24 protein-coding genes are annotated in these 26375 nt (G+C 70.9%); 9 read left to right on the plus strand and 15 right to left on the minus strand.

Annotated elements, in window-relative coordinates; genetic code table 11:
* The first annotated feature begins 49 nt into the window (after positions 1 to 49).
* Positions 50 to 2770, plus strand: a complete 2721-nt coding sequence (locus tag JNB61_RS12375) for a cation-translocating P-type ATPase (protein WP_220339801.1) — start codon at positions 50 to 52, stop codon at positions 2768 to 2770.
* Positions 2771 to 2842: 72 nt separating this feature from the next.
* On the opposite strand, the gene aztD is transcribed toward JNB61_RS12375, so the two are convergent.
* From aztD to aztB, 4 genes are read right to left on the minus strand one after another with little or no spacing between them, the layout of a single operon-like run.
* Positions 2843 to 4060, minus strand: a complete 1218-nt coding sequence (gene aztD / locus JNB61_RS12380; RefSeq protein WP_220288441.1) for a zinc metallochaperone AztD — start codon at positions 4058 to 4060, stop codon at positions 2843 to 2845.
* A 28-nt stretch (positions 4061 to 4088) separates the two neighbouring features.
* Positions 4089 to 5012 (minus strand): zinc ABC transporter substrate-binding protein AztC, encoded by a 924-nt coding sequence (gene aztC, locus JNB61_RS12385; RefSeq protein ID WP_220339802.1) that lies wholly within the window; start codon positions 5010 to 5012, stop codon positions 4089 to 4091.
* Positions 5009 to 6247: an ABC transporter gene (locus JNB61_RS12390; protein WP_220339803.1), complete on the minus strand. Its 1239-nt coding sequence runs from the start codon at positions 6245 to 6247 to the stop codon at positions 5009 to 5011. The genes aztC and JNB61_RS12390 overlap by 4 nt, the downstream gene beginning before the upstream one ends.
* Positions 6248 to 6303: 56 nt before the next feature.
* A complete protein-coding gene (aztB, locus tag JNB61_RS12395) occupies positions 6304 to 7146 on the minus strand; it encodes a zinc ABC transporter permease AztB (RefSeq protein WP_220339804.1) in 843 nt (280 codons plus the stop codon).
* 56 nt (positions 7147 to 7202) lie between these two features.
* Here aztB and aztA point away from each other — a divergent pair, with 56 nt between their 5' ends.
* Complete coding sequence (gene aztA, locus JNB61_RS12400; RefSeq protein ID WP_220288438.1) at positions 7203 to 7880, plus strand: zinc ABC transporter ATP-binding protein AztA; 678 nt, start codon at positions 7203 to 7205, stop codon at positions 7878 to 7880.
* Positions 7881 to 7899: 19 nt separating this feature from the next.
* On the opposite strand, the gene JNB61_RS12405 is transcribed toward aztA, so the two are convergent.
* Genes JNB61_RS12405 through JNB61_RS12420 form a run of 4 tightly spaced genes read right to left on the minus strand, consistent with a single transcriptional unit; the run spans position 7900 to position 11444 of the window.
* Positions 7900 to 8289 carry an MmcQ/YjbR family DNA-binding protein gene (locus tag JNB61_RS12405; RefSeq protein ID WP_220339805.1) on the minus strand — a complete coding sequence of 130 codons (390 nt, stop codon included), beginning with the start codon at positions 8287 to 8289 and terminating at the stop codon, positions 7900 to 7902.
* Positions 8290 to 8330: 41 nt separating this feature from the next.
* Positions 8331 to 8753 carry a DUF1801 domain-containing protein gene (locus tag JNB61_RS12410; RefSeq protein ID WP_220339806.1) on the minus strand — a complete coding sequence of 141 codons (423 nt, stop codon included), beginning with the start codon at positions 8751 to 8753 and terminating at the stop codon, positions 8331 to 8333.
* Between the two features lie 7 nt (positions 8754 to 8760).
* Positions 8761 to 10509, minus strand: coding sequence for a Dyp-type peroxidase (locus JNB61_RS12415; protein WP_220288435.1), 1749 nt, complete (start codon positions 10507 to 10509; stop codon positions 8761 to 8763).
* Complete coding sequence (locus JNB61_RS12420) at positions 10506 to 11444, minus strand: hypothetical protein (protein ID WP_220339807.1); 939 nt, start codon at positions 11442 to 11444, stop codon at positions 10506 to 10508. The genes JNB61_RS12415 and JNB61_RS12420 overlap by 4 nt, the downstream gene beginning before the upstream one ends.
* Before the next feature lie 144 nt (positions 11445 to 11588).
* On the opposite strand from JNB61_RS12420, the gene JNB61_RS12425 reads away from it, so the two are divergent.
* The 5 genes from JNB61_RS12425 (at position 11589) to JNB61_RS20395 (ending at position 17987) form a co-directional block, all read left to right on the plus strand.
* A complete protein-coding gene (locus JNB61_RS12425; RefSeq protein ID WP_220339808.1) occupies positions 11589 to 12827 on the plus strand; it encodes an acyl-CoA dehydrogenase family protein in 1239 nt (412 codons plus the stop codon).
* Between the two features lie 62 nt (positions 12828 to 12889).
* On the plus strand, positions 12890 to 14041 hold the full coding sequence (locus tag JNB61_RS12430; RefSeq protein ID WP_220288433.1) for an AI-2E family transporter: 1152 nt from the start codon (positions 12890 to 12892) through the stop codon (positions 14039 to 14041).
* Positions 14042 to 14214: 173 nt separating this feature from the next.
* A complete protein-coding gene (locus JNB61_RS12435) occupies positions 14215 to 14409 on the plus strand; it encodes a hypothetical protein (protein WP_220288432.1) in 195 nt (64 codons plus the stop codon).
* A 406-nt stretch (positions 14410 to 14815) separates the two neighbouring features.
* A complete protein-coding gene (locus tag JNB61_RS12440; protein ID WP_220339809.1) occupies positions 14816 to 15031 on the plus strand; it encodes a hypothetical protein in 216 nt (71 codons plus the stop codon).
* A gap of 31 nt (positions 15032 to 15062) precedes the next feature.
* Positions 15063 to 17987 carry an ATP-binding protein gene (locus JNB61_RS20395; protein ID WP_275952228.1) on the plus strand — a complete coding sequence of 975 codons (2925 nt, stop codon included), beginning with the start codon at positions 15063 to 15065 and terminating at the stop codon, positions 17985 to 17987.
* Positions 17988 to 18020: 33 nt separating this feature from the next.
* On the opposite strand, the gene JNB61_RS12450 is transcribed toward JNB61_RS20395, so the two are convergent.
* Positions 18021 to 19598 (minus strand): aspartate:alanine exchanger family transporter, encoded by a 1578-nt coding sequence (locus tag JNB61_RS12450; RefSeq protein ID WP_220288430.1) that lies wholly within the window; start codon positions 19596 to 19598, stop codon positions 18021 to 18023.
* A 146-nt stretch (positions 19599 to 19744) separates the two neighbouring features.
* On the opposite strand from JNB61_RS12450, the gene JNB61_RS12455 reads away from it, so the two are divergent.
* Together JNB61_RS12455 and JNB61_RS12460 are read left to right on the plus strand one after the other, a co-directional pair.
* Complete coding sequence (locus tag JNB61_RS12455) at positions 19745 to 20791, plus strand: ATP-dependent DNA ligase (protein WP_220288429.1); 1047 nt, start codon at positions 19745 to 19747, stop codon at positions 20789 to 20791.
* Positions 20792 to 20887: 96 nt separating this feature from the next.
* Positions 20888 to 22057 carry a serine hydrolase domain-containing protein gene (locus JNB61_RS12460; protein ID WP_220288428.1) on the plus strand — a complete coding sequence of 390 codons (1170 nt, stop codon included), beginning with the start codon at positions 20888 to 20890 and terminating at the stop codon, positions 22055 to 22057.
* A gap of 42 nt (positions 22058 to 22099) precedes the next feature.
* Here the strand turns inward: JNB61_RS12460 and ligD are convergent, their stop codons facing one another.
* The 6 genes from ligD to JNB61_RS12490 all read right to left on the minus strand — a co-directional run bounded on the left by ligD (position 22100) and on the right by JNB61_RS12490 (position 26339).
* Entirely contained in the window at positions 22100 to 23143 is a 1044-nt protein-coding gene (gene ligD / locus JNB61_RS12465) for a non-homologous end-joining DNA ligase (RefSeq protein WP_220288427.1), read from the minus strand.
* Positions 23144 to 23175: 32 nt separating this feature from the next.
* Positions 23176 to 23781, minus strand: a complete 606-nt coding sequence (locus JNB61_RS12470; RefSeq protein WP_220288426.1) for a dihydrofolate reductase family protein — start codon at positions 23779 to 23781, stop codon at positions 23176 to 23178.
* 3 nt (positions 23782 to 23784) lie between these two features.
* On the minus strand, positions 23785 to 24261 hold the full coding sequence (locus tag JNB61_RS12475) for an SRPBCC family protein (RefSeq protein WP_220339810.1): 477 nt from the start codon (positions 24259 to 24261) through the stop codon (positions 23785 to 23787).
* Positions 24258 to 24632: an ArsR/SmtB family transcription factor gene (locus JNB61_RS12480; protein WP_220288424.1), complete on the minus strand. Its 375-nt coding sequence runs from the start codon at positions 24630 to 24632 to the stop codon at positions 24258 to 24260. The genes JNB61_RS12475 and JNB61_RS12480 overlap by 4 nt, the downstream gene beginning before the upstream one ends.
* Before the next feature lie 88 nt (positions 24633 to 24720).
* Positions 24721 to 25899: an SseB family protein gene (locus tag JNB61_RS12485; RefSeq protein ID WP_220339811.1), complete on the minus strand. Its 1179-nt coding sequence runs from the start codon at positions 25897 to 25899 to the stop codon at positions 24721 to 24723.
* 23 nt (positions 25900 to 25922) lie between these two features.
* The gene (locus JNB61_RS12490) at positions 25923 to 26339 is read right to left on the minus strand and encodes a hypothetical protein (protein WP_220339812.1); all 417 of its coding nucleotides are present in this window, start codon (positions 26337 to 26339) and stop codon (positions 25923 to 25925) included.
* Positions 26340 to 26375: the final 36 nt, after the last annotated feature.

Below are 26375 nucleotides of genomic sequence, written 5' to 3' on the forward strand. Positions count from 1 at the left end.
TCTTCGGAATTCGTCTTCGCACGTGTGAGCACGGCGGTATGTTCGAGCTATGAGCACAGTGGACACCTCGCCCGAGACGGCAGGGAGAGCCCCCTGGTACACGCAGGATCCGGACGCCGTCGTCGCCGCACTCCGCAGCGACCGCGACCGAGGCCTGACGGCCGCCGACGCCGCACAGCGACTCGCCGAGCACGGCCCCAACTCGATCGCCGCTGAGAAGCCGCCGTCGACCTGGCAGGTGGCGCTCCAGCAGCTCGCCGATTCGATGAACGTCATGCTGGTCGCCGTCGCGGTCATCAGCCTGTTCATCAACCAGGTGAGCGTCGGCATCCTGGTCGGCGCCCTCGTCGTGCTGAACATCGTCCTGGGCACCCGGCAGGAGCTCAAGGCGAAGGCATCCGTCGACGCCCTCGCCAAGATGCAGATCCCGCAGGCGAAGGTCGTCCGCGACGGTTCGCTGGTGCAGGTCGACGCCACGACGCTGGTGCCGGGCGACATCGTCGCCCTCGAGGCCGGCGACATCGTTCCCGCCGACGGGCGCATCGTCCGCTCGGCGACGCTCGAGACGCAGGAGGCGGCCCTCACCGGCGAGAGCGCGCCGATCCCGAAGGACGCCGGCACCCTCACGAACCCAGAGACGACCCTGGGCGACCGCACCGACATGGTGTTCCAGAACACCCAGGTGACGCGGGGCACGGCGACGGTGGTCGTCACCGACACCGGCATGCAGACGCAGATGGGCCAGATCGCGTCGATGCTCTCCGCAGTCAAGCCCGCCAAGTCCCCGCTGCAGCGCGAACTCGACTCGCTCACCGGCGTGCTGGGCTGGATCGCGTGGGGCGCGGTCGCGATCATCATCATCACGGGCCTGCTGCGCGGCCAGGAGATCACGTCGGTGATCCTCCTGGGCATCTCGATGGCGATCTCGGCGATCCCGACGGGCATGCCCTCGTTCGTGCAGGCGATGCTCTCGTACGGCTCGCGCCAGCTCGCCGAGCACAAGGCGGTCGTCAAGAACCTGACGGATGTCGAGACTCTGGGCGCGACGAGCGCCATCAACTCCGACAAGACCGGCACGCTCACGATGAACGAGATGACGGTCGAGTCGCTGTACTACCGCGGCGAATGGTTCACCGTCGCGGGCTCCGGCTACGAGAAGTCCGGCGACGTGCGCCACGTGGCGGGCCTGCCGGTGCCGCAGTTCAACCAGCTCGCACTCGGGCTCACCCTCTGCAGCGACGCCACGGTGTCCGACGACGGCGCCGTGATCGGCGACCCGACCGAAGCCGCGCTCGTCGTGCTCGCCGCCAAGCTGGGCGCCGATGCGGAGCTCACCCGCGCGCAGTTCCCGCGCGTCGCCGAGGTGCCGTTCGACTCCGCGTACAAGTTCATGGGCACCTTCCACGAGATCCCGGTGGAGGGCGTCGAGACCCTGGTGGGCTACGTCAAGGGCGGCCCCGACGTGGTGCTCGACCGCTGCAGCTCGGTCGCGACGATGGAGGGCGTCGTGCCCATCGCCGACCGCCGCGACGCGATCCTCGAGGCCAACCGCTCGCTCTCGGAGCAGGGGCTGCGGGTGCTCGCGTTCGCGTTCCGCCGATACGCCGCCGACGCCCCGGTGGTCGACGACCCCATGGCGGCCGTCTCCGACCTGACGTTCGTCGGCCTCGTCGGCATCATCGACCCGCTGCGTCCCTCCTCGAAGGAGGCCGTGCGCATCGCGCGCGAGGCCGGTATCGAGGTCCGCATGATCACGGGCGACCACGCGATCACCGCCGCGGCGATCGGGGCGAAGCTCGGGCTCGGCGAAGGCGCGGCCAGCGGCGCCGAGATCCAGGCGATGAGCGACGACGAGCTGAAGGCGGCACTGCCCCGCCTGCACATGTTCGGCCGCGTCACCCCGGAGGACAAGCTGCGTCTGGCCCGACTCATGCAGGAGCAGGGCGCCGTCGTCGCGATGACCGGCGACGCCGTGAACGACGCCGCGGCCCTCAAGCAGGCCGACATCGGTGTCGCGATGGGCTCCGGCAGCGACGTCACGAAGCAGGCGGGGAAGATGATCCTCGTCGACGACAACTTCGGCACCCTGGTGACCGCGGTTCGCCTCGGCCGCTCGATCTACGAGAAGATCGTCAGCTACGTCCGGTTCCAGATGTCGCAGCTGTTCTCCCTCGTGCTGCTGTTCCTCGTCGCGAGCATCTTCGGGATCAATGAGGGGGTGCCCCTCACGCCGATCATGGTGCTGTTCCTGAACTTCTTCATCGCCATCTTCCCGGTCATCGTGATCCTCCTCGACCCGGTGCCCGACGGCATCATGCTCAAGCCGCCGCGCGACCCGAAGAAGACGATCGCCAACCCGGCCGCGGTCACACTCTGGTTCGTCTACGGCGGTCTGATCTTCGTCACCACCCTCGTGCCGCTGCTCCTCTACCCCGACCTGCTGAGCTCGACCGAGCCCAACGTGCCGGTCACGATGGCGTTCGTCGTCTGCGCGCTCGGCTCGATCTTCGGCGGCCTCGTCATGCGGCGCGATCCCGAGTCCGGCCTGGCCGCCCCGATCATCGACGCGGTGAAGTGGCTGTCGATCCCGCTCGCTCTCACGGTCGTCGCGGTCGAGGTCCCGTTCATGCAGCGCCTCGTCGGCACGATCAGCCTCTCGGGCGACGAGTGGCTGACGGCGCTCGGCCTGGCCCTGCTCGTGCCCGTGCTGATCGAGCTCGAGAAGTGGCTCCGCCGCGCGAGGCTCCGCCGCCGCGGCGTTCACGTCTGACGCACGTGCAGAGAACGCGCGCCACCCGAATGGGGGCGCGCGTTCTCCGTTCGAGGTACGGTCGCCCGATGGTCAGCCTGCCGCGACCGCGACCTCGTTCGGAGTGACGTCGAGCGTCGCCGAATCGACGATCTTGCCGGAGGTCAGGTCGACGGCGTGGATCGCGTCGGCGGCCGGCTCGGTCACGTAGGCGATGTCACCGGCGACGACGATCGCGGGGTGCGCGTCCTGCCACTCGGCCGGCCCTTCCCATGCCTCGATCACGGGGAACACGTCGATGAGCTCCCCGCCGGCGGGATCGAACACGTGGATCGAGCCGTCGGTGGCGAGGATGTAGGCGAGGTCCTCGGGGCCGCGGGCGATGTCGCGGAACGTGTACTCGACGCCCTCGGGGAGGTCGACAACCTCGAGCGTGCCGGCCTCGGTGTCGATCACCGTGACCGCTCGCAGGAGGTAGCCCTCGTCATCCGGGTCGCTCTTGTAGTCGCCGACCACGAGTGGGCTGGTCTCGCTCACGTACGCGTTGCCCATGCGACCGTACGGCTGGTCGGGTGCGTCGAGCTTGAGGATCTCTCCGTCGCGGTAGAGCAGGGCGCCGTTCTCGCAGCCGAAGACCACGGCCTCGTCGGCCGCCGTTCCCTCGCCGTGCACGCCGGGGCACGCGTCGCTCGTGGCGACGACCGCGCCCGAGGCGTCGGTGGCCGAGATGCCGGTGCGGCCGTCGGCATCGCCGACGGTCGTGAGGAACGTGCCGTCTTCGAGCACGACCGAGACGCCGTGATGCGCCTCGACTCCGGGAACCGTCTCGGTCGCAGGCAGCTCGTCCCCGGCCGAGAGCAGGGCGTCGGTGTCGAAGATGGTGGTGTCGCTGGTGCCGTCGGCATAGAGGACCGTCTTGCCACCGTGACGGACGACGTGCCCCGGGGTGTCGGCGGCGAAGATCAGGTCGGTGAGCGCCGGCTCGTCGGTGCTCCCCGCCGCAGTGTCGAGCACCTGGAAGCCCTCGCTCATCGTGACCATCACGTGGCGGCCGTCGCCGGCCGGGTTGAGGCGCGTGAACTCCTCCGACTCGAGGTCGGCGACGGGCTCGAGGCTCTCGCCGTCGAGCACGAGGATGCCGCCCTCGTACGAGACCGCGATCCTCGCCCCCGCCGGTTCCGCGGTGGTCGTCGGCGTCTCCGAGCCGGCGTCGACGGACGCCGACGGCGTCGACGAACAGGCCGCGAGGGTCGCGATGGCACCGGCGGCGACGGCGATCAGCCCGGCGCGCCGCAACGTGCGTGTGCGCATGTGGTGTTCCTCTTTCTTGGGTGGGGGCTCACTCGGCGAGCCCGTCGGCGATGCGCTGCGTGTTCTCGCGCATCATGGTCAGGTAGTCCTCGGCGCCGCCGCCCTCGGCGGTGAGCGACTCGGTGTACAGCTCGATCACCTCGACGTGCGTGTCGGTCTCTTCGGCCAGCGCCCGCATCAGGCGGTCCGGCGATGAGGACTCGGCGAACACCGCTCGTACGCGGTTGTCTTCGATCGCCGTGACGAGTCCCGCGAGGTCGGACGCGCTGGGTGCCGCCAACGTCGTGCCGCCCGGGATCGCGGCGCCCACGACGCGGAAGCCGCATCGCTCGGCGAGGTATCCGAAGACGTGGTGGTTGGTCACCAGCGCCCGCCGCTCGGCGGGAATGGCCGCGAATGCCGTCGCCATGTCGTCGTCGAGGCGCTCGAGCTCGGCGAGGTAGTCGGCGACGCGCGCATCGACGACGGCCGGATCGACGCGTGGCAGACCCGACAACCGCGGCCCCAGCGCGTCGACCACGTCGACCATGCGTCCCGGGTCGGTCCAGAAGTGCGGGTCGGGGGTGCCGGCGGCGTCGCCCGCCTCGTATTCGAGCACCTCGATGGCCTCACCGGCGACGAAGCTGTCCACGCCCTCTTCGACCGCGGCGTCCAGGTGCTGCTGCAGCCCCTCCTCGAGGCCCAAGCCGTTCGAAACCAGCAGGTCGGCGGCGCGCAGGCGCGCAGCATCCTGTGCAGAGATCTCGAACGAATGCGGGTCGGCTCCGGGCCGCATGAGGGTCATCACCTCGACGTCGTCGCCCACGAGTTCGTCCACGACATCGCCCAGGATGTTGGTCGACACCACGACGAGCGGGCGATCGCCGGCGGTCGGCGCGCAGGCGGAGAGGACGGACGCTGCGATCCCGGCCACCACCAGCGCCGCAAGCGTTGCGGGCCATCGGCGGCTCATCGCCCCGTCTCCGCGAGCAGGGAGGGCTGAGTCGGCGTCTGGAACGTGCGCGAGATACGGGCGGCATCGGCGAAGTCGATCTCGTACAGGGTGTGCTCGGCCGGGCCGTTGAGGTATGCGCGCTCCTGGTCGGCGACGAGCGTGAGGATGCCTGTCCCCGCGGCGAGCGACTCGGCGACGAGCGGCTCGGTCTGCGACAGCAGCGCCCCGCTCGCCCCGTCGATCACGAGCACCCGGCCGTCCGCGGCGACGGCGAGCACGTGCTGGGCCTCGTCGTCGACGGCGGTCGCCTGCAGGATGGGGCGGTCGACGGGCAGAAGCGTGAAGGTGCGCTCGCGGGTGTCGAGCAGCCAGATGCCCTGTTCACCGGCGAGCCCCGCGACGGTGGGTCGCCCGTCGCGTCCCGCGAAACCGGTTGCCCGCGGCGCCGTCGTGTCGGCGGGGTAGGGAATCCTCTCGAGCTCCACCGCACCGTCGACGACGGTCGCCAGAAGCGCACCGTCCGCGCACCCGATCACCGCGCCCACGCGGGTCGTCACGGTGCCGCGCGCGTCCTCGCACTCGGCGGTCCCTCCGGGCTGCGCGACCCCGTCCTCGTCCAGGACGGAGACGGATGCTGCCACCCCGTGCTGCGGCTCTGTGATGAGCGCGTGCGAGCCGATCGGCACGAGCATCCCGTCGTGCGGGTCGGTCTCGAGACGGAAACGCTCCACGAGCTCGCCGTCCGCCATCGCCGCGGTGTCGAGGAGCACCGCCTCGCCGCTGCCGGCGAAGAACACCCCGGTGCTCCCCGTGGTGGAGGAGGAGGTGGTCGCCACGGCGGCGGCGCCGCGTCCCGGCACCTCGCCGAGCATCGCCGGTTCGGCGAGGTAGTAGTGGAAGTGGTCGACGTGGTCCCACGTCCACCGGCCGCTGTCGATGATCGACAGGCCCTCGCCCGTGTCGGCGAAGACGTAGCGTCCGTCGGTGCTCGCCCGCGACGCCGCCGGCACGCCGCCCAGCTCGTCGACCGACTCGTCGAGCAGGTCGAGCTGCCGCACGACGCCATCCGGATCGATCGTCACCGCGGCCACCGGGGCCTCGCTCACCTCCTTCGCGCCATCGACCGCCCCATGGCCCGCGGCGGTGGGGCTCGCGGGGGGCGCAGCGGGGGCGGCGCTCCCGCAGCCGGCGAGCGCGAGCACGAACGCGGTCAGCGTGAGCATCGCTGTGAGCGGAGCGGATCTGTGGAGCACGGGCTCGTTCCTTCGTCGAGTAGCGGGAGCGGATGCTGCGGCACCCGGGTGTCGGGTCATGCGAACGCCTCCCGAGGGATGCGCATGCGGACACGGGCCGCGTGCGCGGCCCACGAGGTGGCCGCGAGGAGCACGGCGATGAGGGCGATGGAGGCGCCGGCGGCGGTGCCCGCGTGCCACGACAGCAGAAGGCCGATCACGACGGCGGCGACTCCGAATGCGCACGCGACGGCCATCGCCGACGGCAGCCGGTGGGTCCACTGGCGGGCGGCGACCGCCGGCGCGATGAGCAGTCCCACCACCAGGAGAGATCCCACCGCCTGGTACGACGCGACGACCGCGAGTGTGACCAGGCCGACCAGTGCGGCCTGGGCGATCCGCGGCCGGAGTCCGAGCACCGCGGCCACCCTGGAGTCGACCGCGAGGGCGACGAGCGACCGGTGTGCGGCTGCCGCGACCGCAAGCCCGGTTCCGGTGGCCCAGGTGAGCACGACCAGGTCCTCAGGGGAGATCGCGAGGATGTCGCCGAAGAGGATGGCCGTCGCATCCGTCGCGAAGCTTCCCGACTGCGAGATGACGATCACGCCTGCCGCGAGCATGGCCACGAAGAGCATGCCGATGCTGGTGTCGTACGACAACCGGCCGCGCCGCTCAAGCGCCCCGATGCCGAGGCTCATCAGGGCCGCACTGACGCCGGCGCCCAGCAGGACAGGGACGCCGAGCAGGGTCGCAACGGCGACGCCGGGCAGCATCCCGTGCCCGAGCGCCTCCCCCAGGAACGCCATGCCGCGGGCGACGACCCACGTCCCGACCACACCGCAGAGCAGGGCGATCAGGATGCCGCCCAGGAGGGCGCGCTGGACGAACTCCAGCACGAACGGATCGGTGATGAGGGGCACGAGCCACGACCGTAGCGTTAATGAGAACGATTCTCAAAATCAACTAGAGTGTGTCCGTGCCTTCGGACCAGCCACCCCCTGCCCTGGTTTCAGCGCGCGGAGTCCGCGTCGATTTCGCGGGGAGGACGGTGCTCCGAGGGGTCGACCTCGACGTGATGGCCGGCGCGATCTGCGTCATCGCCGGGCCGAACGGCGCGGGCAAGTCCACGCTCCTCGAGGTGCTTGCCGGCACCCTCACGCCCTCGGCCGGGATGGTCGAGCGCCGGTCGGCGTCGAGAGCCTTCGTGCCGCAGCGCACCGCCGTCCCAGCCACGCTCCCCCTCACCGTCCGCGATCTCATCACGGTCGGCGCCTGGGGCCGCACGGGCGCGTGGGGTCGGCTGGACCGGGCTGCACGGGGCGCGGTGGACGAAGCCGTCGGGCGACTCGGTCTGGGCGCCCTGCAACGCTCGCCGTTCGACGCCCTGTCCGGGGGACAACGACAACGAGCGCTCCTCGCCCAAGGCCTCGCGCGGGGAGCTGACGTCCTCCTCCTCGATGAACCCACCACGGCGCTCGACGACGACAGCGCGGAGCGCATCCTCGTCGCAGTGAGATCGGAGGCGGACCGCGGCGCCGCCGTCGTGTGCGTCAGCCACGATCACGCGCTGATCGAGGCGGCGGACGTGGTCGTCCGCTTGGAGGCCGGACGCGTGGTGTCCGCCCGCCGCGCCGTCTCGCCGACGCCGACCTGAGCCGCACGAGGCTCCGGAGCTATCGACCGTTCTCGTCCAGCTCGCGCCGCAGGTACCGAGGCGCCTGCACACGCCAGGCTTCGGTGACGAGTTCGGCAAGGTGGTCGACGGTGATGCCGGCCATGCGGAACGCAACCTTCGGCTCGCCCCACGGCGTGGTGGTGCGCAGGAACACGTCGGGTTCCATCTCGACCAGGGCGAGGGCATCGATCGGGTCGGCGACCTTCACGCCGACGACGAGCTCGGCGGCGATGATCGCGCGCATGTCGGCGGGGATGCTCGGCCAGGGATGGCACTCCCACGCATAGAGCTTCGACCGCACGAACCAAGCGGCGCCGCCCGTGGTCGCGCGCTCCTCGCTGCCGGGCAGCGAAACCGCCGTGCGGCGCAGATCATCGAGTGTGGCCACGGCCCGAGCCTACGGCGGGCCGCCGACACGGGCCGGGCACGTCAGGGCAGCGGGTCGTCGCCGCGCCCCCATGCGATGGCGATCAGCCGGCGCAGCACGTCGAGGTCGATGTCGTCGAGCTTCTTCACGTAGACGCACCCCGCCCCCTCGGTGTACTTCCCGAGTTCCGGCAGCAGCTCGGCCCCGGCGGGGAGATCCTTCAGCCCGTACAGCGAGAGCGATGCCTTGCGCGGCGAGAACGCCGTCTTCGGCCACTGGCCCTGCCGCTTCGGATCGGACGGCGACACGTACCGGTAGCTGCCGTAGCCGACCATCGACGGGCCCCACATGACGGGGTCGACCCCGGTCACCTCGTGGAAGATGTCGGCGAGGGCCAGGCCGTCCTCCCGTCGCCGCTGCGGCGTCGCCGCCTCGAGGAACGCCGTCACGTCGGCATCGGTCGCCTGCGTCTTGATCTCGCTCACGCCGCCATTATCCTCGGCCGGCATCCGGGTGTTCGGCGGTGCTGATCCCCGCGCCGGCCAGGTGGCCGCCGACAGCGGAGATCGCGGGCGCGAAGAAGTAGCCGCCGCCGGTCGGCGTCACCCATTCGCGGTCGAGGATGAAGGTCCTCGACTGCCCCGACGACGTGCGAACGTCGAACGAGCGGTCGCGGGCGCCGTACACGTCGGCCTGGCCGATCACCGGGTCGTGCCCGCCGGCGTTCGGCTGGTGGGCGGAGTTCGCCCACCGCCGGGTGACGAACTCGAACTGGTCCTCGATCGAGGCCATGTGCGCGACGAACATGAGGCCGCGCTCGGCGGCGACGAGCTCGGGCGACGGATCGGCGACGCCCGCCAGCACAGGACCATACGGGATGCCGCGCCGCAGCATGAGCCGCATCATCGTGTCGGCCGGGGCGCCGAAGTCGGTGCCGCTGTCGCGCGGGTTGACCTTGCGGATATGCCCCGCCATCGGGCAGGTATCGCCGAACACGTCGGCCCTCGCCTTCGAGTGGCCGTCGCCGCGGTATCCGCCGGCGACGAGACTGGGCACCGGCGTCCACGCACGGGTGTCGTCGTCGAACTGGAAGTGGTTGTGCGCGAACTCATCGCCGGCGAGGTCGAGGTCGTCGCGGTCCGGCGTCCGCGAGACGGGGGCACCGCTGGGCCAGCGGCCCACCATCAGCGAGGCGAAGTGCACCGGATCGGTGCCGTATTCGGCGCTCGCGGTGGCGGCGAAGTCCCAGAAGGCGGGCACGTCCTGTGCGAGGCGGCGGCAGACCAGGTACGAGCCCAGGCGCGCCCAGTCGGGGAAGACGCCGTCGTCGACCGCGGGAAGGAGCGGATCCGCGGGATTCTGGCGCGGCATCCCGAGCACGAACTGCCCCGGCCAGACGAGCGGTTGACCCGCCTTGCCGAAGATGCGTGCGTGCGGGTTGCGCGGGTCGAGGTAGCGCGGGGCGAGCAGCTCGCCGTCGGCCGTCGCGCCGCGTACGCCGGGCTGCGAGACGCCGTCCTTGAAGCCGAAGTGCTCGTGCCCGCCGAGGTTTCCGGGCAAGTTCTCCCCCGCCTGGGCGAAGACGACCGAGACGCCGTTGCGGGCTGCCCCTTCGAGGATCGCGGATGCCTCCGCCTCGGCATCCACGGCGGAATCGGCCGCGACCGTCACGAGGAAGTCGGCCTCGGTTCTTTCGCCTCCGACGCGCCAGCGGTCGCGATGCCCAGGGGCAGCGGGATCGGCGGGGTCACCGAGGTAGGTCGAGCGCGCGGCGAGCCCCTGCCGGAACGCCTCATCGCTCATCTCGGCCAGCGCGTCGTCGCCGAGGAGCTTCGCGACTGCCGGCGCCGACAGCGCGAACGCGACCCACGTCGCGTTCGTGGTGGGCTCCCTTGCCCCTGTGCGAAGACGCTCCCGCCGGAACTCGCGCCGGAAGTCGAGCACTTCCTGCATGCTGCTCAGCCGAGGCGCGAGCCACCTCAGCCAGGCGCGGGCCCCCTCGAGGTCGTCGATCCGGAGGAAGAGGAACCGCTGGTGATCCTTGTTGAACCCGGGGATGACGTTGCCCTGGATGTCCGCAGTCGTCGCCGGATCGAACCTCGGCTCCCCCGCCGGCCACTCGTCAGCCTGGAACGACCGAGCGATGGGAGCCGGCTCAGGCGCGGGCAGCTCGATGCCGGAGAGCCGCGGTACTCCCTCCGCCATCAGCCCCGCGAGCGCCTGTGCTCCCTCATCGCTCATGCGCCCCCCTCGCTCACGACGTGCGCCGACATCGTGATGTGCTCGGCGATCTGCCCGCCGAACTCGATCTCCCGCCCGCCGATGCGGATGTCACCCACCAGGAACCCCTCCTCGGCAGGCACCTCGTACGACACCCGCACGGACGCGCCGGGGGCGCCGCGCTGTATCGTCCAGTAGTCGCCGACCGGCGAGCCGTCGGGCTTCGTCCAGCCGGAGTCGTCCCAGCCGATCATGTAGAGCCCGGGGGGATCCGCGGTGGCGATGGACAGCCCGAGCCGCGAGATCGCCCACACGTCGAAGTTGATCCGGGCGTCGGCGCCCGTCGCACGCGAGTACGGCAGCGCGTCGTAGCCGTCTACGGCGTGCTGGGACGGTTCGATCTCCTGCGAGACGCCGAGCAGATCGCCCATCGAGTTGATGGGCATGATGTAGTGCACGATGCCGTCCGTCGTGTTCCACCGGTTTCTCGGCTCGTATGCGCCGCCGTCGGGGAAGAGGTCTTCTTCCGCCACGTCCGGGGATACGAGACGCCGGTACAGCGCAAGGACGACATCCGGGTGCACCTCGGCCAGCAGCGTCCAATACTCCGGCGTCTCGGTCGTGAACGTGACGCGCGAGATCCTGCCGCCGGTCTTCTCGACGTGCCATTCGAGGTACTCGATCTGCACATCCCGCGACTCGGCTGCGGCGTATGCGGCGCGTCGGTCGTCACGATGCTTCATCAACAGCGGTCGCGAGAGCCCCGTCCACGTGATCGCCCGCTTGCGATCGCGGGCTCCGGGTCGCAGTGCGGGGTTCACGTATGCGCCGCGGCCGCTCACCTCGGTCGATTCGGCGATGAGCGCGCTGACCAGCCCGTGCCACCGCACGGGGAAGTCCGACCCCGGTCCGACGTCATCGATGTGCGCGGGTGCCGAGAACCGGGCCAGTTCCATGTTCGAGAAGCTAGCAGCGGATGCGAGGCGTTCGCACGCGACATTCCCATGGCGGCACATGACACTGAGTACTATTGATCGTGGTATTCAGTTCCACGAGAATCAGATACCGCACCACCCGCACCCACCGCCAGGAGTCCGACCGTGACCGACTTCCAGCCTCGCCCAGGCCAGCGCGTCGAGGGCTACGACGTCACCCGCCGCCGCGGCACCGACTACTACGCGGTGTTCGCTGACATCCCCGCAGCCGATCGCGAGGTGTGGGAGCGGGCCCAGGCGTACGTCGACGAGGTCGGCACGCGCATGCAGGACGCGTGGGACACCGGTGAGTACCCGCTCGACGTCGCGATGCGCGCCGGCGAGCTCGACCTCTTCAACGACGGGATCGCGCATCCGCAGCTGACGCGGTTCTCTCCGCTGGCGGCGGGCCTGGTGAACATGGAGATCTCGCGCGGCGACGGCTCCCTCGGCACCGTGCTCGCGGTGCAGGGCGGCCTGGCCCTGCGCACCCTCGCGCTGTTCGGCAGCGACGAGCAGCAGGCGCGGTGGCTGGTGCCGGTCGCACGGGGTGAGGTCGCAGCATCCTTCGCCCTCACCGAGCCCGACCACGGATCGGACTCGGTGTCGCTCGAGACGACCGCCCGTCGCGACGACGTCACCGGCGAGTGGGTGATCGACGGCGCGAAGAAGTGGATCGGCAACGGCGCCTCGGGCGGCATCACGTTCGTGTGGGCGCGCGTCCAGGCCGACGATGACGAGTTCCACGGCGCGGTACGCTGCTTCCTCGTCGAGCAGGACACCGCCGGGTACACGGGAACGGTGATCCGCGGGAAGGCGTCGCTGCGCGGCATCCATCAGGCGCATATCGTGCTGGACGGCGTGCGGGTGGCGTCGGATGCGGTCCTGCCGGGCACGAAGAGCTTCAAGGATGCCTCCACCGTGCTGTACTCGACCCGCTCGGGTGTCGCGTGGTCGGCGCTGGGCCACGCCACCGCCTGCTACGAGGCGGCGCTGGCCTATTCGCAGCAGCGCATCCAGTTCGGAAAGCCGCTGGCGAAGTTCCAGATGGTGCAGGAGCGCCTCGCGAACATGCTCGAGGAGCTCACCGCGATGCAGCTCTACTGCCGCTGGATGGCCGATCTCGAGGAGCGCGGCGAGCTGCGCCCGACGCAGGCGTCGCTCGCGAAGTACCACAACACCCGCGCCGCGCGCCGGATCGCGTCGACCGCCCGCGACATGCTCGGCGGCAACGGCATCCTGCTCGAGAACGGCGTGATGCAGCATCTGGCCGACATCGAGGCCATACATACCTACGAGGGCACCGAGAGCGTGCAGGCCCTGCTCATCGGGCGCGACATCACAGGCATGAGCGCCTTCGCCTAGTCGTCACGCGACGCGCGCGCAACCCGCACCGCCGGAGCGCCGCGCCCGCATACTCTCGGCGCATGGGACTGTTCCGGAACGATCCTCAGCGCGTGGTCCTCGAATCGAACGACGTCGAGCCGAGGGCGACGCGGGCGCCGTGGAGCCTGTGGGCTGACGGGTTCGGCAAGCTCAGCATCCGCGCCGTCCAGATCCTCGTCGTGGTCGCGGTGCTGACCGGCATCATCTACGCGATCCAGTACCTGACGCTGGTGACCATCCCCCTCACCATCGCTCTGATCCTCGCGTGTGCGTTCGCACCGGTGATGCGATGGATGCGGCGGCGCGGCGTGCCCTCGCTGCTGGCCACCGTCATCACTCTGCTGGCCATCACCATCCTGCTGGCCGGGGTGGGCTGGCTCATCGTGTGGGCGGTCCGCGATCAGTGGGATGAGCTCTACGCGCAGGCAGTGGACGGCAGTCAGGAGCTGATCGCGTGGGTGCAGACCCTGCCCTTCGCGCCGTCGCAGGATCAGCTCGACGAGTGGCTCGCGACCGTCATCGACTTCATCACCAGTGCACAGTTCGGCTCTGGTGCTCTCCGCGGCGTCAACGCCGTGGTGAACTTCGTCACCGGGTTCGTGCTGATGGTCACGATCCTCTTCTTCTTCCTGAAGGACGGCCCGCAGATGTGGGAGTTCGTGCTCCGCCCGTTCCGCGGCGCGAACTACCTGCGGGCAGAGCGCATCGGCGACAAGACGGTCGGCGTCCTCGGCTCGTACATGCGCGGGACCGCGACCGTCGCCCTCGTGGATGCCGTCGGCATCCTGATCGGCCTGCTCATCCTGAACGTGCCGCTGGCGATCCCGCTCGCGGTGCTGACCTTCCTGCTGGCGTTCATCCCGATCGTCGGCGCCACGCTCGCGGGCATCATCGCCGCGCTGGTCGCGCTCGTGGCCAACGGCTGGGTCAATGCATTGCTGGTCGTGGGGGTCGTCGTGCTCGTGAACCAGCTCGAGGGCAACTTCCTGCAGCCGTTCCTCATGGGTCGCTCGATGAAGCTGCACGCGTTCGTGATCCTCGTCGCCCTGACGATCGGCACCGTTCTGGGCGGCATCGTCGGAGCCGTGCTGGCCGTGCCGATCGCCGCGGCGGCGTGGGGTGCGGTTCAGGTGTGGGACGGTACCGACCTGCCGGCCCGCTGGGCTCGCCCCAAACACCCGATCGCCCACTGAGAGCGCGCGAGGCCCGGCCGCGCGCGTAGGGCACCCGTGACCGGCGCTAAGGTACCTGCGGCCACCAAGACAGGGTGAACACCCGATGAACCGCACCTGCCTTAGCGAGGATCGTCGTACCTGTCAGCACAACCGGAACCGATCAGAGGTTCCGCCGCATACAGGAGACCCTCATGTACGACACCACCTACGCGGGCCAGATCATCCACCGGCAGCGCGTCGACGAGCTCGAGCGCGAACTGGAGATCAGGCGCTCTCAGGCCGAGCGCGGCTATGTCCCCGCGCGTCTCGCCGGCCGGCCGCTGTCCGCGTGGTTCCGCGGAATCCTCCACTACGGCGGGCGCGCCGCAGCGATCGCGGGGCACTGACCCCGATTTCAGAGACCCGGGGGGCGCACACCCCGAACTGTCCACTCGAGTGCGCACGATGGGGGCTGAGCCGGCACCGGCTCCGCCCTCATCCGTTTCACGGGACTCCCTAGGGATTTCGCGCCATTCGCCCGATTGCCCGCGCGGGTCGACCCGAGCATCGTGGACGCAGAGGTGTGAGATGAGGTGCATGTGCACGCGGCTGACGGCCGGGGCCGCCGGCTGGATGGAGTTGACCGCCGCGCTGGCGAGCCTGCTGGCGTGGGTGCTGCACATCTGACGGACGGATCTGAGGAGACGGATGCTGCGAATAGGGCATCCGCCCGATGAGCGCCCCACCCCTTAGCGAGGACAGTCGTTCCTGTAAGAAGCCCGCCCTCGGCGGGTGGCCCGACAGGAGACGCACATGAACGACACCACGTACCTCGCCTCGGTGCTCGACGCGCACCGCGCGGAGGACCTGCGTCGGGAGGTGGAGCTGCTCGCGCAGCACGCCGAGCGCGACGCCGAGTCCCCCTCGACGCCGGCCGCACCGCACAGGTCGGCGACAGCATCCGTGCACCACCGTTCGTGGTGGCCGCACCGCTCCGCCCGGCGCACGACGTTCGTCGCCACGCGATGAGGGTCCGCCGGCGCCGGGAAGGTGCCACGATATGACCATGCCCGCTCTCCCCTCGAGCCCGCGCATGGTCGGCCGGCACACCGAACTCGCCGCCCTGCTCGAGGCGTACGACGACGGCGTGGGCGGCGTGCCGCGCACCGTCGTCGTGCGCGGCGAGGCGGGCGTCGGCAAGACGCGGCTGGTGCAGGAGTTCCTCGCGCTGGTCACGGCCGACCCGCTCGGCGCGCGGACCGACGACGCACCCGTGATCGCGTTCGGGCAGTGCGTCGACCTCGGGCCCATCGGCGCCGCGTTCGGCCCGGTGCGCCGGGTGCTGCGCGACCTGCACGCCGCGGTCGGCACCGACGCGCTGCGCGACGCGGCGGGATCGGCGGCCGCGATCGCGAGCCTCGCCGCCCTCGTGCCGGGCATCGCCGACGAGACGCCCGACGCCGACGAGCCGGCGGGCGAGTTCGCCGAGGCGATCGAGGTGCTGCTCGAGCGCCTGTCGCAGCGCCGTCACGTCGTCGTCGTGCTCGAGGATCTGCAATGGGCGGATGCTGCCACGATGGCACTGCTCAAGACCCTGGCCAGCACCCTCCGAGGGCGCCGCCTCACGATCGTCGCGACGTACCGCTCCGACGACATCGACCGTTTCCATCCGCTGCGCCCCGTGCTCGCCGAGCTCGACCGGACACGTTCCGTCGTGCGCGTGGAGGTGACGCCGCTCACTCCCGACGAGGTCGCCGAACAGGTCGCCCAGCTGGCGAGCGGCCTCGACCCGCGTGTCGTCGAGGCGCTCGCGGAGCGCAGCGGCGGCATCCCATTCCTCGTGGAGGAGCTCGTCGATCTCGGCGACCGCGCCCTCCCCGACACCCTGCGCGAGCTGGTGCTCGCGCGGTACACCCGCCTCGGCGACGACGCGCAGCAGGCCGTGCGCACGATGGCGGCGGGCGGCGTGCACGTCGACGACGACGTGCTCGCCGCCGTGACCACGCTGGACGAGAGCGCGCTCGCCCACGCCCTCCGCGAGGCCATCGACACGCGGGTCATCGTGGCCGACGGTCCCGGCTACTGCTTCCGGCACGCGCTCACGCGCGAGGCGGTCGAGGCCGAGATGCTGCCGAGCGAGCGCGTACGCGTGCACCGCCGATACGCCGAACACCTGCGCGACCACCGCGGCGACTCCCCCGACGACGCGTCGGCGGTCGCCGAGCACTGGCTCGCCGCGCGTGACCTGGCCGCCGCGTTCGACGCCACCGTGATCGCGCTGCAGCAGTCGCGGTCGCAGTTCTCGCCGGCCACCGCAGCGAAGCTCACCGAGCGTCTCGCGGAGCTGTGGGATCAGGTCCCGGATGCTGAGACCCGCGCCGGCACGACTCTCCCCGCTCTGCACCTCGACGCCGCGCAGGCATGGCACGACCTGGGCGACCCGGAACGCGCCCTGCGATCCGCGAACGAGGGGCTCGCCGTCTGCCCGGACGATCCGATCACACGTGCGGCGCTGCTGCGGCAGCGGTTCGTCGAGACGTTCAACTTCGAGCACCGCGGCCGTCGCGAGGACCTCGACAAGGCCGTCGCGCTGCTCGAGGGTCTCGACGACCGGCGCGCACGGACCCTGCTCTCGCGCGTGCTCACGAACATGGCGATCGACGAGCACGGCACGGATGCCCGAGAGCACGCTTACCGTGCGATCGCGCTGGCCGAAGAGGTCGGCGACGACGCCGCCCTCGCCGTCGCGCTGACGGTCGAGGCCTGGCGCATCGCCGCCGACGAGGACGACGAGATCGGCGCGCTGGTGCCCCTCGAGCGCGCCATGACGCTGCGGCTCGACCCGCCGATGCGCGCGTACGCCGGCCAGGCGCTCACCGACATGCTGCTGCGCGTGGGCCGGTTCGACGAGGCCGCGGTCGTCGGGACGCAGCAGTTCGAGGAGGTCTCGCGTGCGGGGATCGAGCGCGGCACCGGTGCGTCGATCGCCCACTCGCTCTCGTTCGCGCTCTTCGCGACGGGGCGCCCCGAACCGGCGGTGCGGTATGCGCAGCGCGCCCGGCGGCTGCTGAGTCCCGTCGACGGCGCCTCGGTGGTGCGCCGGCTGGGGTCGCACCTGTCATGGGACGACCGCGCACAGGAACGCGACGACCTGTTCGCCACCGAACGCGGCCGGATCGACGAGTCGCGGGCCCGCTACCCCGAGAAGGACGACTGGTGGTCGATCGAGCGCGCGGAGGCTCGGCTGACGCTGCATGGCGGGGATTCGACATCGGATGCCGCGACCGCCGTCCTCGCCGTCGCCACGGGTGAGAAGGGTTCCCCGGCGGTCCGGCGGTACGCATTGCTGACAGCCGCGTTGCTGTGCCTCTCGCCCGGCCGGCCCGTCGACCCTGCGGTGCGCGCTCAGATCGACGCCGCGGTGGAGGCGCTGCCGGAGGTCGGCCTCGCGCAGTCGGTCGCGGGGTTCGTGCGCGCGCTGCTCGCCGACGCCGACGGGGCTCGCCCGGTCGAGCGGGTCGGACTCTGGCGCGGTGTCGTCGACGACCTCGCCGGCGGCGGCCTGCCCACGTGGCACCTGCAGACCGCCCGCTGCCGCCTGGCGTGGGCGCTCATCGACGCGGGCGAACGCGCCGAGGCTGCGGCGTTGCTCGGCGCGGTCGCCGCGGAAGCCCCGGCGCTCGGCGTCGCGCGCGCCGCACGCTGGGCGAACGAGCTCGCGGCGCAGGCCCGCCTCTCACCGGGGTCGTCGGATGCCGAGGCGTCGCACGGCGTCGTCGCGACCCTGACCCCGCGCGAGCTGCAGGTGCTCGAGCTCATCGCCGAGGGCCTCACCAACCCGCAGATCGGCCAGCGCCTGTTCATCAGCCCGAAGACGGCGTCCGTGCACGTGTCGGCGATCCTCGCCAAGATCGGCGCTGCCAACCGCGCCGAGGCCGCCGCGCTCTACGCCGCGTCCGCGTCGGCCACGGCAGCGTCGACCTGATCCACCTGGCGGGCGAGAGGGCGGCGTCCGTCGTCACAGCTCCACGAGCACCTGCGCGAGGAGGATCTTCACGACCATGGCCGCGGGGTACACCAGCGAATAGCCGAGGGCGACACGGACGTCGTAGTCGGTCCGGGAATTGGCGAAGCCGAGGATCGCGGGGTTGGTCTGCGCGCCGCCCACGAGACCCGACAGACGCGTGCCGCCGAGCCGGAAGACGTGGCGCGCGAGGAGGAAGGTCGCGGCGATGAAGAAGGTGGTGAGCACGGCGCCGAGCAGCAGCAGGCGCACCACCTCGCCGGAGGCGATCGCCGATAGGATCTGGGCGCCGGCCTTCGTGCCGGCGTACGCGAGGAAGATCAGGAGGCCGAACTCGGCGAGCACGCTCGAGGCTGTGTTCGGCAAGGACGTGACGACCCGTCCGATGCGGCCGATGCGGCCCATCACCAGCCCTACGACGAGCACGCCCGCAGCGTAGCCGAGGCTGAACTGCCCGCCGCCGGGGAGCGGGACCGCGATCGAGCCCAGCAGCAGGCCGAGGAGGACGCCGAGCCCGAGCGCCACCGGGTTGATGTCGGCGAAGCCCCGCTCGGAGTCGCCCAGGAACCGGGTCACCTCGCCCATCGACCCGGTCGGGCCCACGACCCGCAGCCGGTCGCCCTGGTGCAGCACGAATTCGGGGGTCGCGACGAAATCCACATCTCCGCGGCGAACCTGCGCGATGGTCGCGCCGAACCGCTCGGGCAGGCCCAGCTCGGCGATGGTCCGGCCGGCGAGGCGGGCATCCGACAGGATGATGCGCCGGAAGTCGAGCCGGCTGCGGTCGCGCGTGAGATCGATCGCCGACGTGTGCCCGAGCTCGCGCGTCACCGCCTCGACGTCGTCCTTCGGGCCGATCACGTTCACGATGTCGCCGGGTTCGAGTGCCGCGTCGGGTCCGACGATCTCGACGTCGCCGTCGGCGGAGCGACGGCGCGAGAACGCCACGCGATCGCCGCGCCCCGCCGCGACCTCGCCCACCGTGGGGCGTGAGCCGGTGTCCACCTCGATCGGCTTGCCCACGATCGGGGCCTGGGCGTCGGTGTCCTTGTGCCGCGACCGGAGCGCGAGCGCGACGCCGATCATCGCCGCGATCACCCCGTAGACGTACGCGCTCGCATAGCCGACGGTGGCGTCGGGGCTCCCACCGGTGGCAGCGAGCGCGGGCGTGTTGTTGAGCGCGCCCGCGAACGTTCCGGCGATGGTGATCGGAGGGATGCCGAGGGCCGAGCCCACGAGATAGGCGATGGCCGCGGTCGCCACCAGCACCCCCGTGACGACCAGCATCAGCGGGTACGACGTGCGCAGCGCGTTGAAGAAGCCCGGCCCCGCGATGAGCCCCGTGCAGAACGCGAAGACGACGAGCCCGAGGTCGCCGACCGCCGTCGGCATCTCGATCGTGACGCCTGCCGACACACCCCACGCGGTGATGCCGATCGCCACGAACAGCACGCCGACGGCGCCCAGCGAGACGCCCGCGACGCGCACGCGCCCGAAGGCCGCGCCGACGCCGATCAGCACGAACAGCACGACGATCGGATGCTCGGCGAGGAACTGGAAGACGGTCGCCACGGTCACCCTCCGTTCCGGACGCGCACGCGCCCGCTCCCGAGTCTGCCGACTCTCCGGCCGTCGCGCATCCGATCTGTGCGAGGTGTGGGGTCTCGGCTCGTGGGGCGGGGTGTCGGCTGTCGGCGGGGAGCGGCAGGATGAGACGCATGCCGTACGAGATCCCCGCGCCGATGCTCGCGAAGTCCGTGCCCGACGTCCCCGATCCGGCGAAGGTCCCCGGTGGGCTGAGCTACGAGCCGAAGTGGGACGGGTTCCGCGCCCTCATCTCGTGGGACGGCGAGAACGTCGAGATCGGGTCTCGCGGCGCGAAGCCGCTGACCCGGTACTTCCCGGAGCTCGTCGAGGCGTTCGCCCGCCTCCTGCCCGAACCGTGCCTCCTCGACGGCGAGATCGTCGTTCCGATCGACCGCGACGGCCGGCGGCGGCTCGACTGGGAGTCGCTGTCGCAGCGCATCCACCCCGCAGCATCCCGGGTGAACATGCTCGCCGAGCAGACGCCGGCGATGTTCATCGCGTTCGACCTGCTCGCCGTGGGCGACCGCGATCTGCAGAACCAGCCGTTCGCCACGCGCCGGCAGACGCTCGTCGAGCTGCTGCGCGACGTTCCGGACCCGGTCCACGTGACGCGCACCACCGACGATCCCGAGCTCGCGCGCCGCTGGCTGGCCGAGTTCGAGGGCGCCGGCCTCGACGGCGTGGTCGCGAAGCCTCTCGACCAGCCGTATGCCCCCGGCAAGCGCACGATGTTCAAGATCAAGCACGCCCGCACCGCAGACGTCGTCGCGATGGGGTACCGCATCCACAAGTCGGGTGAGGGGGTCGGCTCGCTGCTCGTCGGGCTGTACGGCGAAGACGGCACGCTCTATCCCGTCGGCGGTGTCGCCGCCTGGAGCAACGCGCGCCGCCTCGAGCTCATCGACGAGCTCGCCCCGCTCGTCGAACGAGACGCCGACGGCGAGGCGCTGCGCGGCGAAGGCGAGAAGTCGCGCTTCCAGGCCGGTCGCGCCGACTCGTCGTTCGTGCGGCTGCGGCCCGAGCGCGTTCTCGAGGTGCGCTACGACCAGCTCGAGGGCTGGCGCTTCCGCCACACCGTGCAGTTCGAGCGCTGGCGCCCCGACCGCGACCCGCGTTCGTGCACGTACGAACAGCTCGAGGTGGTCGCCGCATACGACTTGGCCGACGTGCTGGTCTGACCCCGTCGGCGGAGACCTGCTGCCGCTGCTGTGGCCTGTTCGCCGGCTCGACGCGGGTGTACCGTGCGGACAGGGTCACAGCTGTTGGAGGCATCCATGGCCCGCCGAGACCACCAGGATTCCCGCGGTCGTACCGGCACACGGGTCGCGCTGATGTGCGCGGTGATCGCGGCTCTGCTCGGCGGGTGCTCATCTGCCGTGTCGTTGCCGGAGGAGCGGCCGCCGGCCGAGGCCATCCGCGAAGACATCGAGACCATCTTCAGCACCCTGTACGGCGAGGCTGCCGTCCGTGCGGTGCTCGTCCAGCAGCACGGCAAGCTCGTGTACGAGCAGTATCAGGAGTCCACCGCGCAGGATACCTGGGATGTGCGAGGCGTCACCCGTGCGGTGACCTCGACCCTCATCGGCATCGCCATCGATCGCGGGCTCATCTCCGGCGTCGATGCCACACTCGGCCAGCTGCTTCCCGACTACGCGGGCGTCCTGACGCCGGAGACCGCGGCCATCCAGCTCAAGGCCGTGCTCACGCACACGGCGAACTTCGCGCCGATGTCGGAGGAGCGCGACATCCGAGGGACGCCTGCCGACCTCTCCGCGCAGGCGGACTGGGTGGCCGCGATCCTCGCGGATCGCGCATCCCGCGGTCCGGGCGACGGGAGGTTCCTCTTCTCCGACCCGGGCACGCACATCCTCGCCGCCATCGTTGCAGAAGTCACCGGGATGTCCCCGTTCCGCTTCGCGGACGAGGTGCTGTTCGATCCGCTCGACATCGACACCGCGCCCCTGTGGGAGGAGCGCTTCTCCCCTGACGGCGACCCCCAAGAACTCCTCCGGGAGTATCAGGAGGCCGAAGTGGCCTGGCCGGCCGACCCTCAGGGGGTGAACCTCGGCTACACGCACCTGCGCCTGCGCGCGACGGACCTGATGCGCATCGGCCAGCTGATGCTCGACGAGGGCGTCTGGGACGACGAGCAGGTGGTGTCGGCCACGTGGGCCGTCCAGGCGACCAGCCCTGTCGTCGCCACCGTCGGGTACGGAACGATCGCCTACGGCTATCACTGGTGGGTCGACCCGCAGCGCGGCATGTTCTACGCCCAGGGCGAGGGCGGAACGGCTGTCGTCGTCGATCCGGTCAGAGATGCCGTCGCCGTGATCGCCTCCGAGGTCACGATCGACGATCCGCGCGGAAACCACGGCTTCGCGAGCGCGACGGCGGTGGGACTCGCCGCGCTGCTCCTCGCCGACCTGTCCTCGGACTCCCGGTGAGGCCGGCCGATCGCACGGACTCCCGCGGGTGCCTCCCGGCGCTCAGCCCTCGTCCTTCGGCCAGTTCGCCTCGTTCTTGCGGCTGGGCTGCACGCGCGGCGGCTCGCCGGGCATCTTCGGGAAATCGGGTGGGAACGGCAGCTCGCCGAGGCCGCCATCGAGGTCGCGCTGCCACCACTCCAGCAGCGTGTCGATGCGGCCCGGCTTCGCGAGCAGGTCCGACCACGGGTCGCCCACATCGGCGAGTCGCTGCGGAACCGTCCGCACCGTGAACGCCGCCGGGTCGACCCCGGACTCCAGCTCGTCCCAGGTGAGCGGCGTCGACACCGTCGCGGTCGGCAACGCGCGCGGGCTGTAGGCGCCGGCCATCGTGCGGTCGCGGTTGGCCTGGTTGAAGTCGATGAAGATGCGCTCGCCGCGCTCCTCCTTCCACCAGTTCATCGTGACCTTCTCGGGCATTCGACGTTCCAGCTCGCGACCCGCGGCGATCACCGCATGGCGCACATCGAGGAACTCCCATTCGGGCTCGATAGGGCAGAACACGTGGATGCCGCGGTTGCCGCTGGTCTTCAGGAACGCCGTCAGCCCCGCCTCGGCGAGGACGTCGCGCATCGCGGGGGCTACGGCGGCGGCATCCGCGAAGTCCGTCCCCGGTTGAGGGTCGAGGTCGATGCGCAGCTCGACGGGATTGTCGGTGTTCGCCGTCAGCGACGCCCACGGGTGGAACACGATCGTGTTCATCTGCACGGCCCATACGGCCGCGGCGATCTCCGTGAGGATGATCTGCGGATGCCGCCTCCCGCTGTTGTAGGTGACGGTCTGCGCCTCGACGAAAGCCGGCGCCCCCTTCGGCGGGTTCTTCGAGTAGAACCGCTCGCCGTCGACGCCCTCGGGGAACCGCTCGAGCGACACCGGCCGGTCGCCGTTCGCCGCCAGGAACGGCTGCTGCACCGCGATGAGGTACTCGGCGAGCTCGCGCTTCGTGATCCCGACCTCGGGCCAGATCACCCGGTCGGGGTTCGAGAGGCCCACCTCGCGATCGCCGTCGGGGCCGGGCACGGTCAGGGTGATGCGCGGGGACGCCATGGTCCGACGCTAGCGGGGAGCCGCGGCATCCGTCACCCCGCTCGCCGCTCGACCGGGAACACCATGTGCGTCACGCGTGCGCTCGGGATCACCACCGTCGGGTCCCCGAGTCGCACGGCCGCGGGATCGACCTCGGCGAAGTACCGATGGCCCTGCCCGAGCACGACCGGCACCAGGTCGATGGCGACCTCGTCGACGAGTCCTGCGGCGAGCGCCTGACCGGCGACGGTGCCGGCGGCCACCGCCACCGCCCTGTCCCCCGCCAGCTCCTGGGCCTTCGCGACCGCCGCCTCGATTCCGTCGGTGACGAAGTGCGCGTTCCCGGTGTGGGCATGGGCCCAGCTCTCCGGCGCCTCATGCGTGAGCACGACGAACGGCACGCCCAGCGGGTGCACGCCGCTCCAGCCGTCGGTGATGTCGAAGAGCAGGCGGCCGACCACGAGGCATCCGAGTTCCCCGATGAAGCTACGCCAGTAGTCCGCGCTGATCGGCGTCAGATGGAATGACGCCGGCTCGCTGGCGGTGACCACCTCGACGTCCCCCGCCTCGTACCAGTCGAAGAGGCGCCCCGGATCGTTGTTCTCGTGGGCGACGAAGCCGTCCAGCGACATCGACGCGGATGTCACGACCTTGCCCATGGCTCAGCCCTCCGCCGCGAGCAGCCCGTCGAGCTTGTCGTAGCCCTCGCGCATGCCGCGCTCCATGCCCTCCGACTGCATGTTCGCGAGCACCTCGACGGTCGAGAACACGCTGTGGTCGACGATCCGCGAGCGACCGCCCTCGAGCGCCTCGAAGCGGATGCAGTCGATGCTGACCTCATCGGGCCAGCCCTCGAACTCGAACGTCTGGATGATCAGCTCGTTCTCGCGCACCGTGTGGAAGACGCCGCGGAACGCATACTCGCCGCTCGCGTCGCGCTGCACGAAGCGGTAGCCGCCGCCCGTGCGGAAGTCCCAGTGGGTGATCTCGGTGCGCTCCTCGCCGGGTCCGATCCACTGCTGGAACAGCCGCGGATCGGCATGCGCCCGGAACAGCGCCTCGACGGGAGCGTCGAACTCCCGCGTGATGTCGGCATACGACGTGCCCGGAACGGCTTCGATGATGAGCGGGTTGCTCATGGTTCCTTCTCCTTCGTGTCGGTTCTGCGAGGGTCTCCTGTCGAGGGGACGGATGCTGCCGCCGCGAGCACTGCGTCGAGCCGCCGGTAGGCGCGCTCGGCGTCGAGCCGGTAGCGGTCGATCCACGCGGTGAGTTCCTCGAGCGCCGCGGCGTCGAGGTGGACGGGTCGCCGCTGCGCATCGCGCGACCGCGTGACGAGCCCGGCGTCTTCGAGCACCTTGATGTGGCGGGACACCGCCTGCATGGTGATGGGGAACGGCTCGGAGAGCTCGCCCACCGTCGCCGGCCCGCGGCTCAGGCGCGCGATAATCGCGCGGCGGACCGGGTCGCCCAGCGCCACGAACGCTCGATCGAGTCGGTCATCGTCCATTGCTCAACGTATCCCTTTATCAACGTATATGTTGAATAGAATACGTGCGTTCGGAACGGTGTCAACCCCTCGCTGAGCCGGGGCGACCTCAGTCCGCGAGGGCTAGGAGCGGTGCCAGATCGTCGCGGCTCAGGCGGATCCACGGTCCCGCCGGGTCGACCAAGAGGCCGGTGAGCCCCTCGTCGGTGCGCAGCGCCTTCGCGAGCTGGGCGGGAGTGATCGGCCCGGCGTTGTCGCCGCGCCCCATGACCGCCACCTCGAGCGGGTGCGAATACACCTCGAGGAAGCGGCGGCCGTCGGCATCGCGCCCCTCCGCGATCCCCGGCGCGCCGGTGTCGGAGACGCCGACGGCGACCCACAGCGGAACACGCGTGAGCGCCTCGGCGACCTTGGCGGTGATCTCGCTCGTGCGCTCGGCGGCCAGGAGCGTCTTCACGGTGAGCTGCGGGTCGGCCTGCTCGACGGCGCGCTGCAGCAGCTCCTTGGGCAGCACTGCGCGCGAGGGCGATGAAGCGGGGTCGATGATGATCCCGTCGTACGAGCTCGCGAACACGTGTCGCAGCACCGTGAGAACGGGCTGACCCATCGCCGAGGTCTCGGTGTCGCCGTCGGCCTTGACGCTCGCCTGCAGCGCGGCGCCGCTCGAGTAGACGAGCGCGAACGTGCGGTCTCCCGAGTTCGCGATCGCGAGCGGCAGGCCCTTGCCCTCGGCGAGAAGAGCCCGCGCGTCACCCTTGACCCGCAGGAACACGTGCCCCTGCAGCAGCTGTCGCGTGACATCGAGCAGCGCCTGCGACGCGGGTGCGTCGCCGATCCGCCCGAGTGCGGCGCGCAGCAGCACGTTGTCGCGCAGCCCCGGCACGGTCTCGGCCGGTTCGGGCGCCGTGCGCATCCACTCGCGGGCGCCCACTCGCGGCTTCGGTCCGGGCGGCACGGCCTCCCCCGCCTGCGGCTCGCGCGGCTCCGCCCGCTGAGACGTCGCCGGTGACACCCCGAGCCCGCCGAACGACGAGACGGAGATGGACACGGATGCTGCCGCATCCGCCTCCGTCGCATGACCGGGCGCGTCGGGCGCGGGGCCTTCCTGCGTGGGCTCGGCCGCGGCATCCGTCTCGCGTGCGGGTGCGTCGCCCGCGGACTGCTCGGCCGGCGCGGCCTCGACGGGAGCGCCCACCGTGTCGCCCGCCACCTCATCGGCCGGTGACGGCTGCGGGGAGGTCGGCGGCTGCTCGGCGGGCTTCTTCGGACGGCGCGAGAACAAGGCCATTGTGCGAGCCTAACCCGCGGACGTCATCCCAGGGCGGCGACTCCGGCGGCGATCACCCCGATCCCGACCGCCAGAAGGGATGCTGCGAGCACGACGACTCCGGTCCACAGGAGCGCGATCGCCGGCCCCGGGCGCTCAGGGTCGCGTCCCAGCACCGAGAGGAAGAACCCGCCGGGGATGAGGAGTGCACTCGCGAGCACGCCGACCGATGCCCACTGCCATGGCACGGGCACGCCCACCGCGGACACCAGCAGCATGCTCACGAGTCCGAGCATGACGAGCACGCCGGCGTGCGCGTGCCCGGCGCGGAAGAAGGTCTTCTGCAGCCCGTTGAACGGCAGGCCTCGCGTCGTGATGCGCAGCAGGAAGGTGCCGCCCGACATGATGCCGATGACGGTGAGGATCGTCGCGCCGGCGACGATCGTGAGGATCGGGTTCATCGTGGCCTCCGTTGGATAGTTAGGCTCTCCAATAGT

Source organism: Microbacterium ureisolvens, from assembly GCF_019511645.1.
Classification (GTDB): domain Bacteria; phylum Actinomycetota; class Actinomycetes; order Actinomycetales; family Microbacteriaceae; genus Microbacterium; species Microbacterium ureisolvens_A.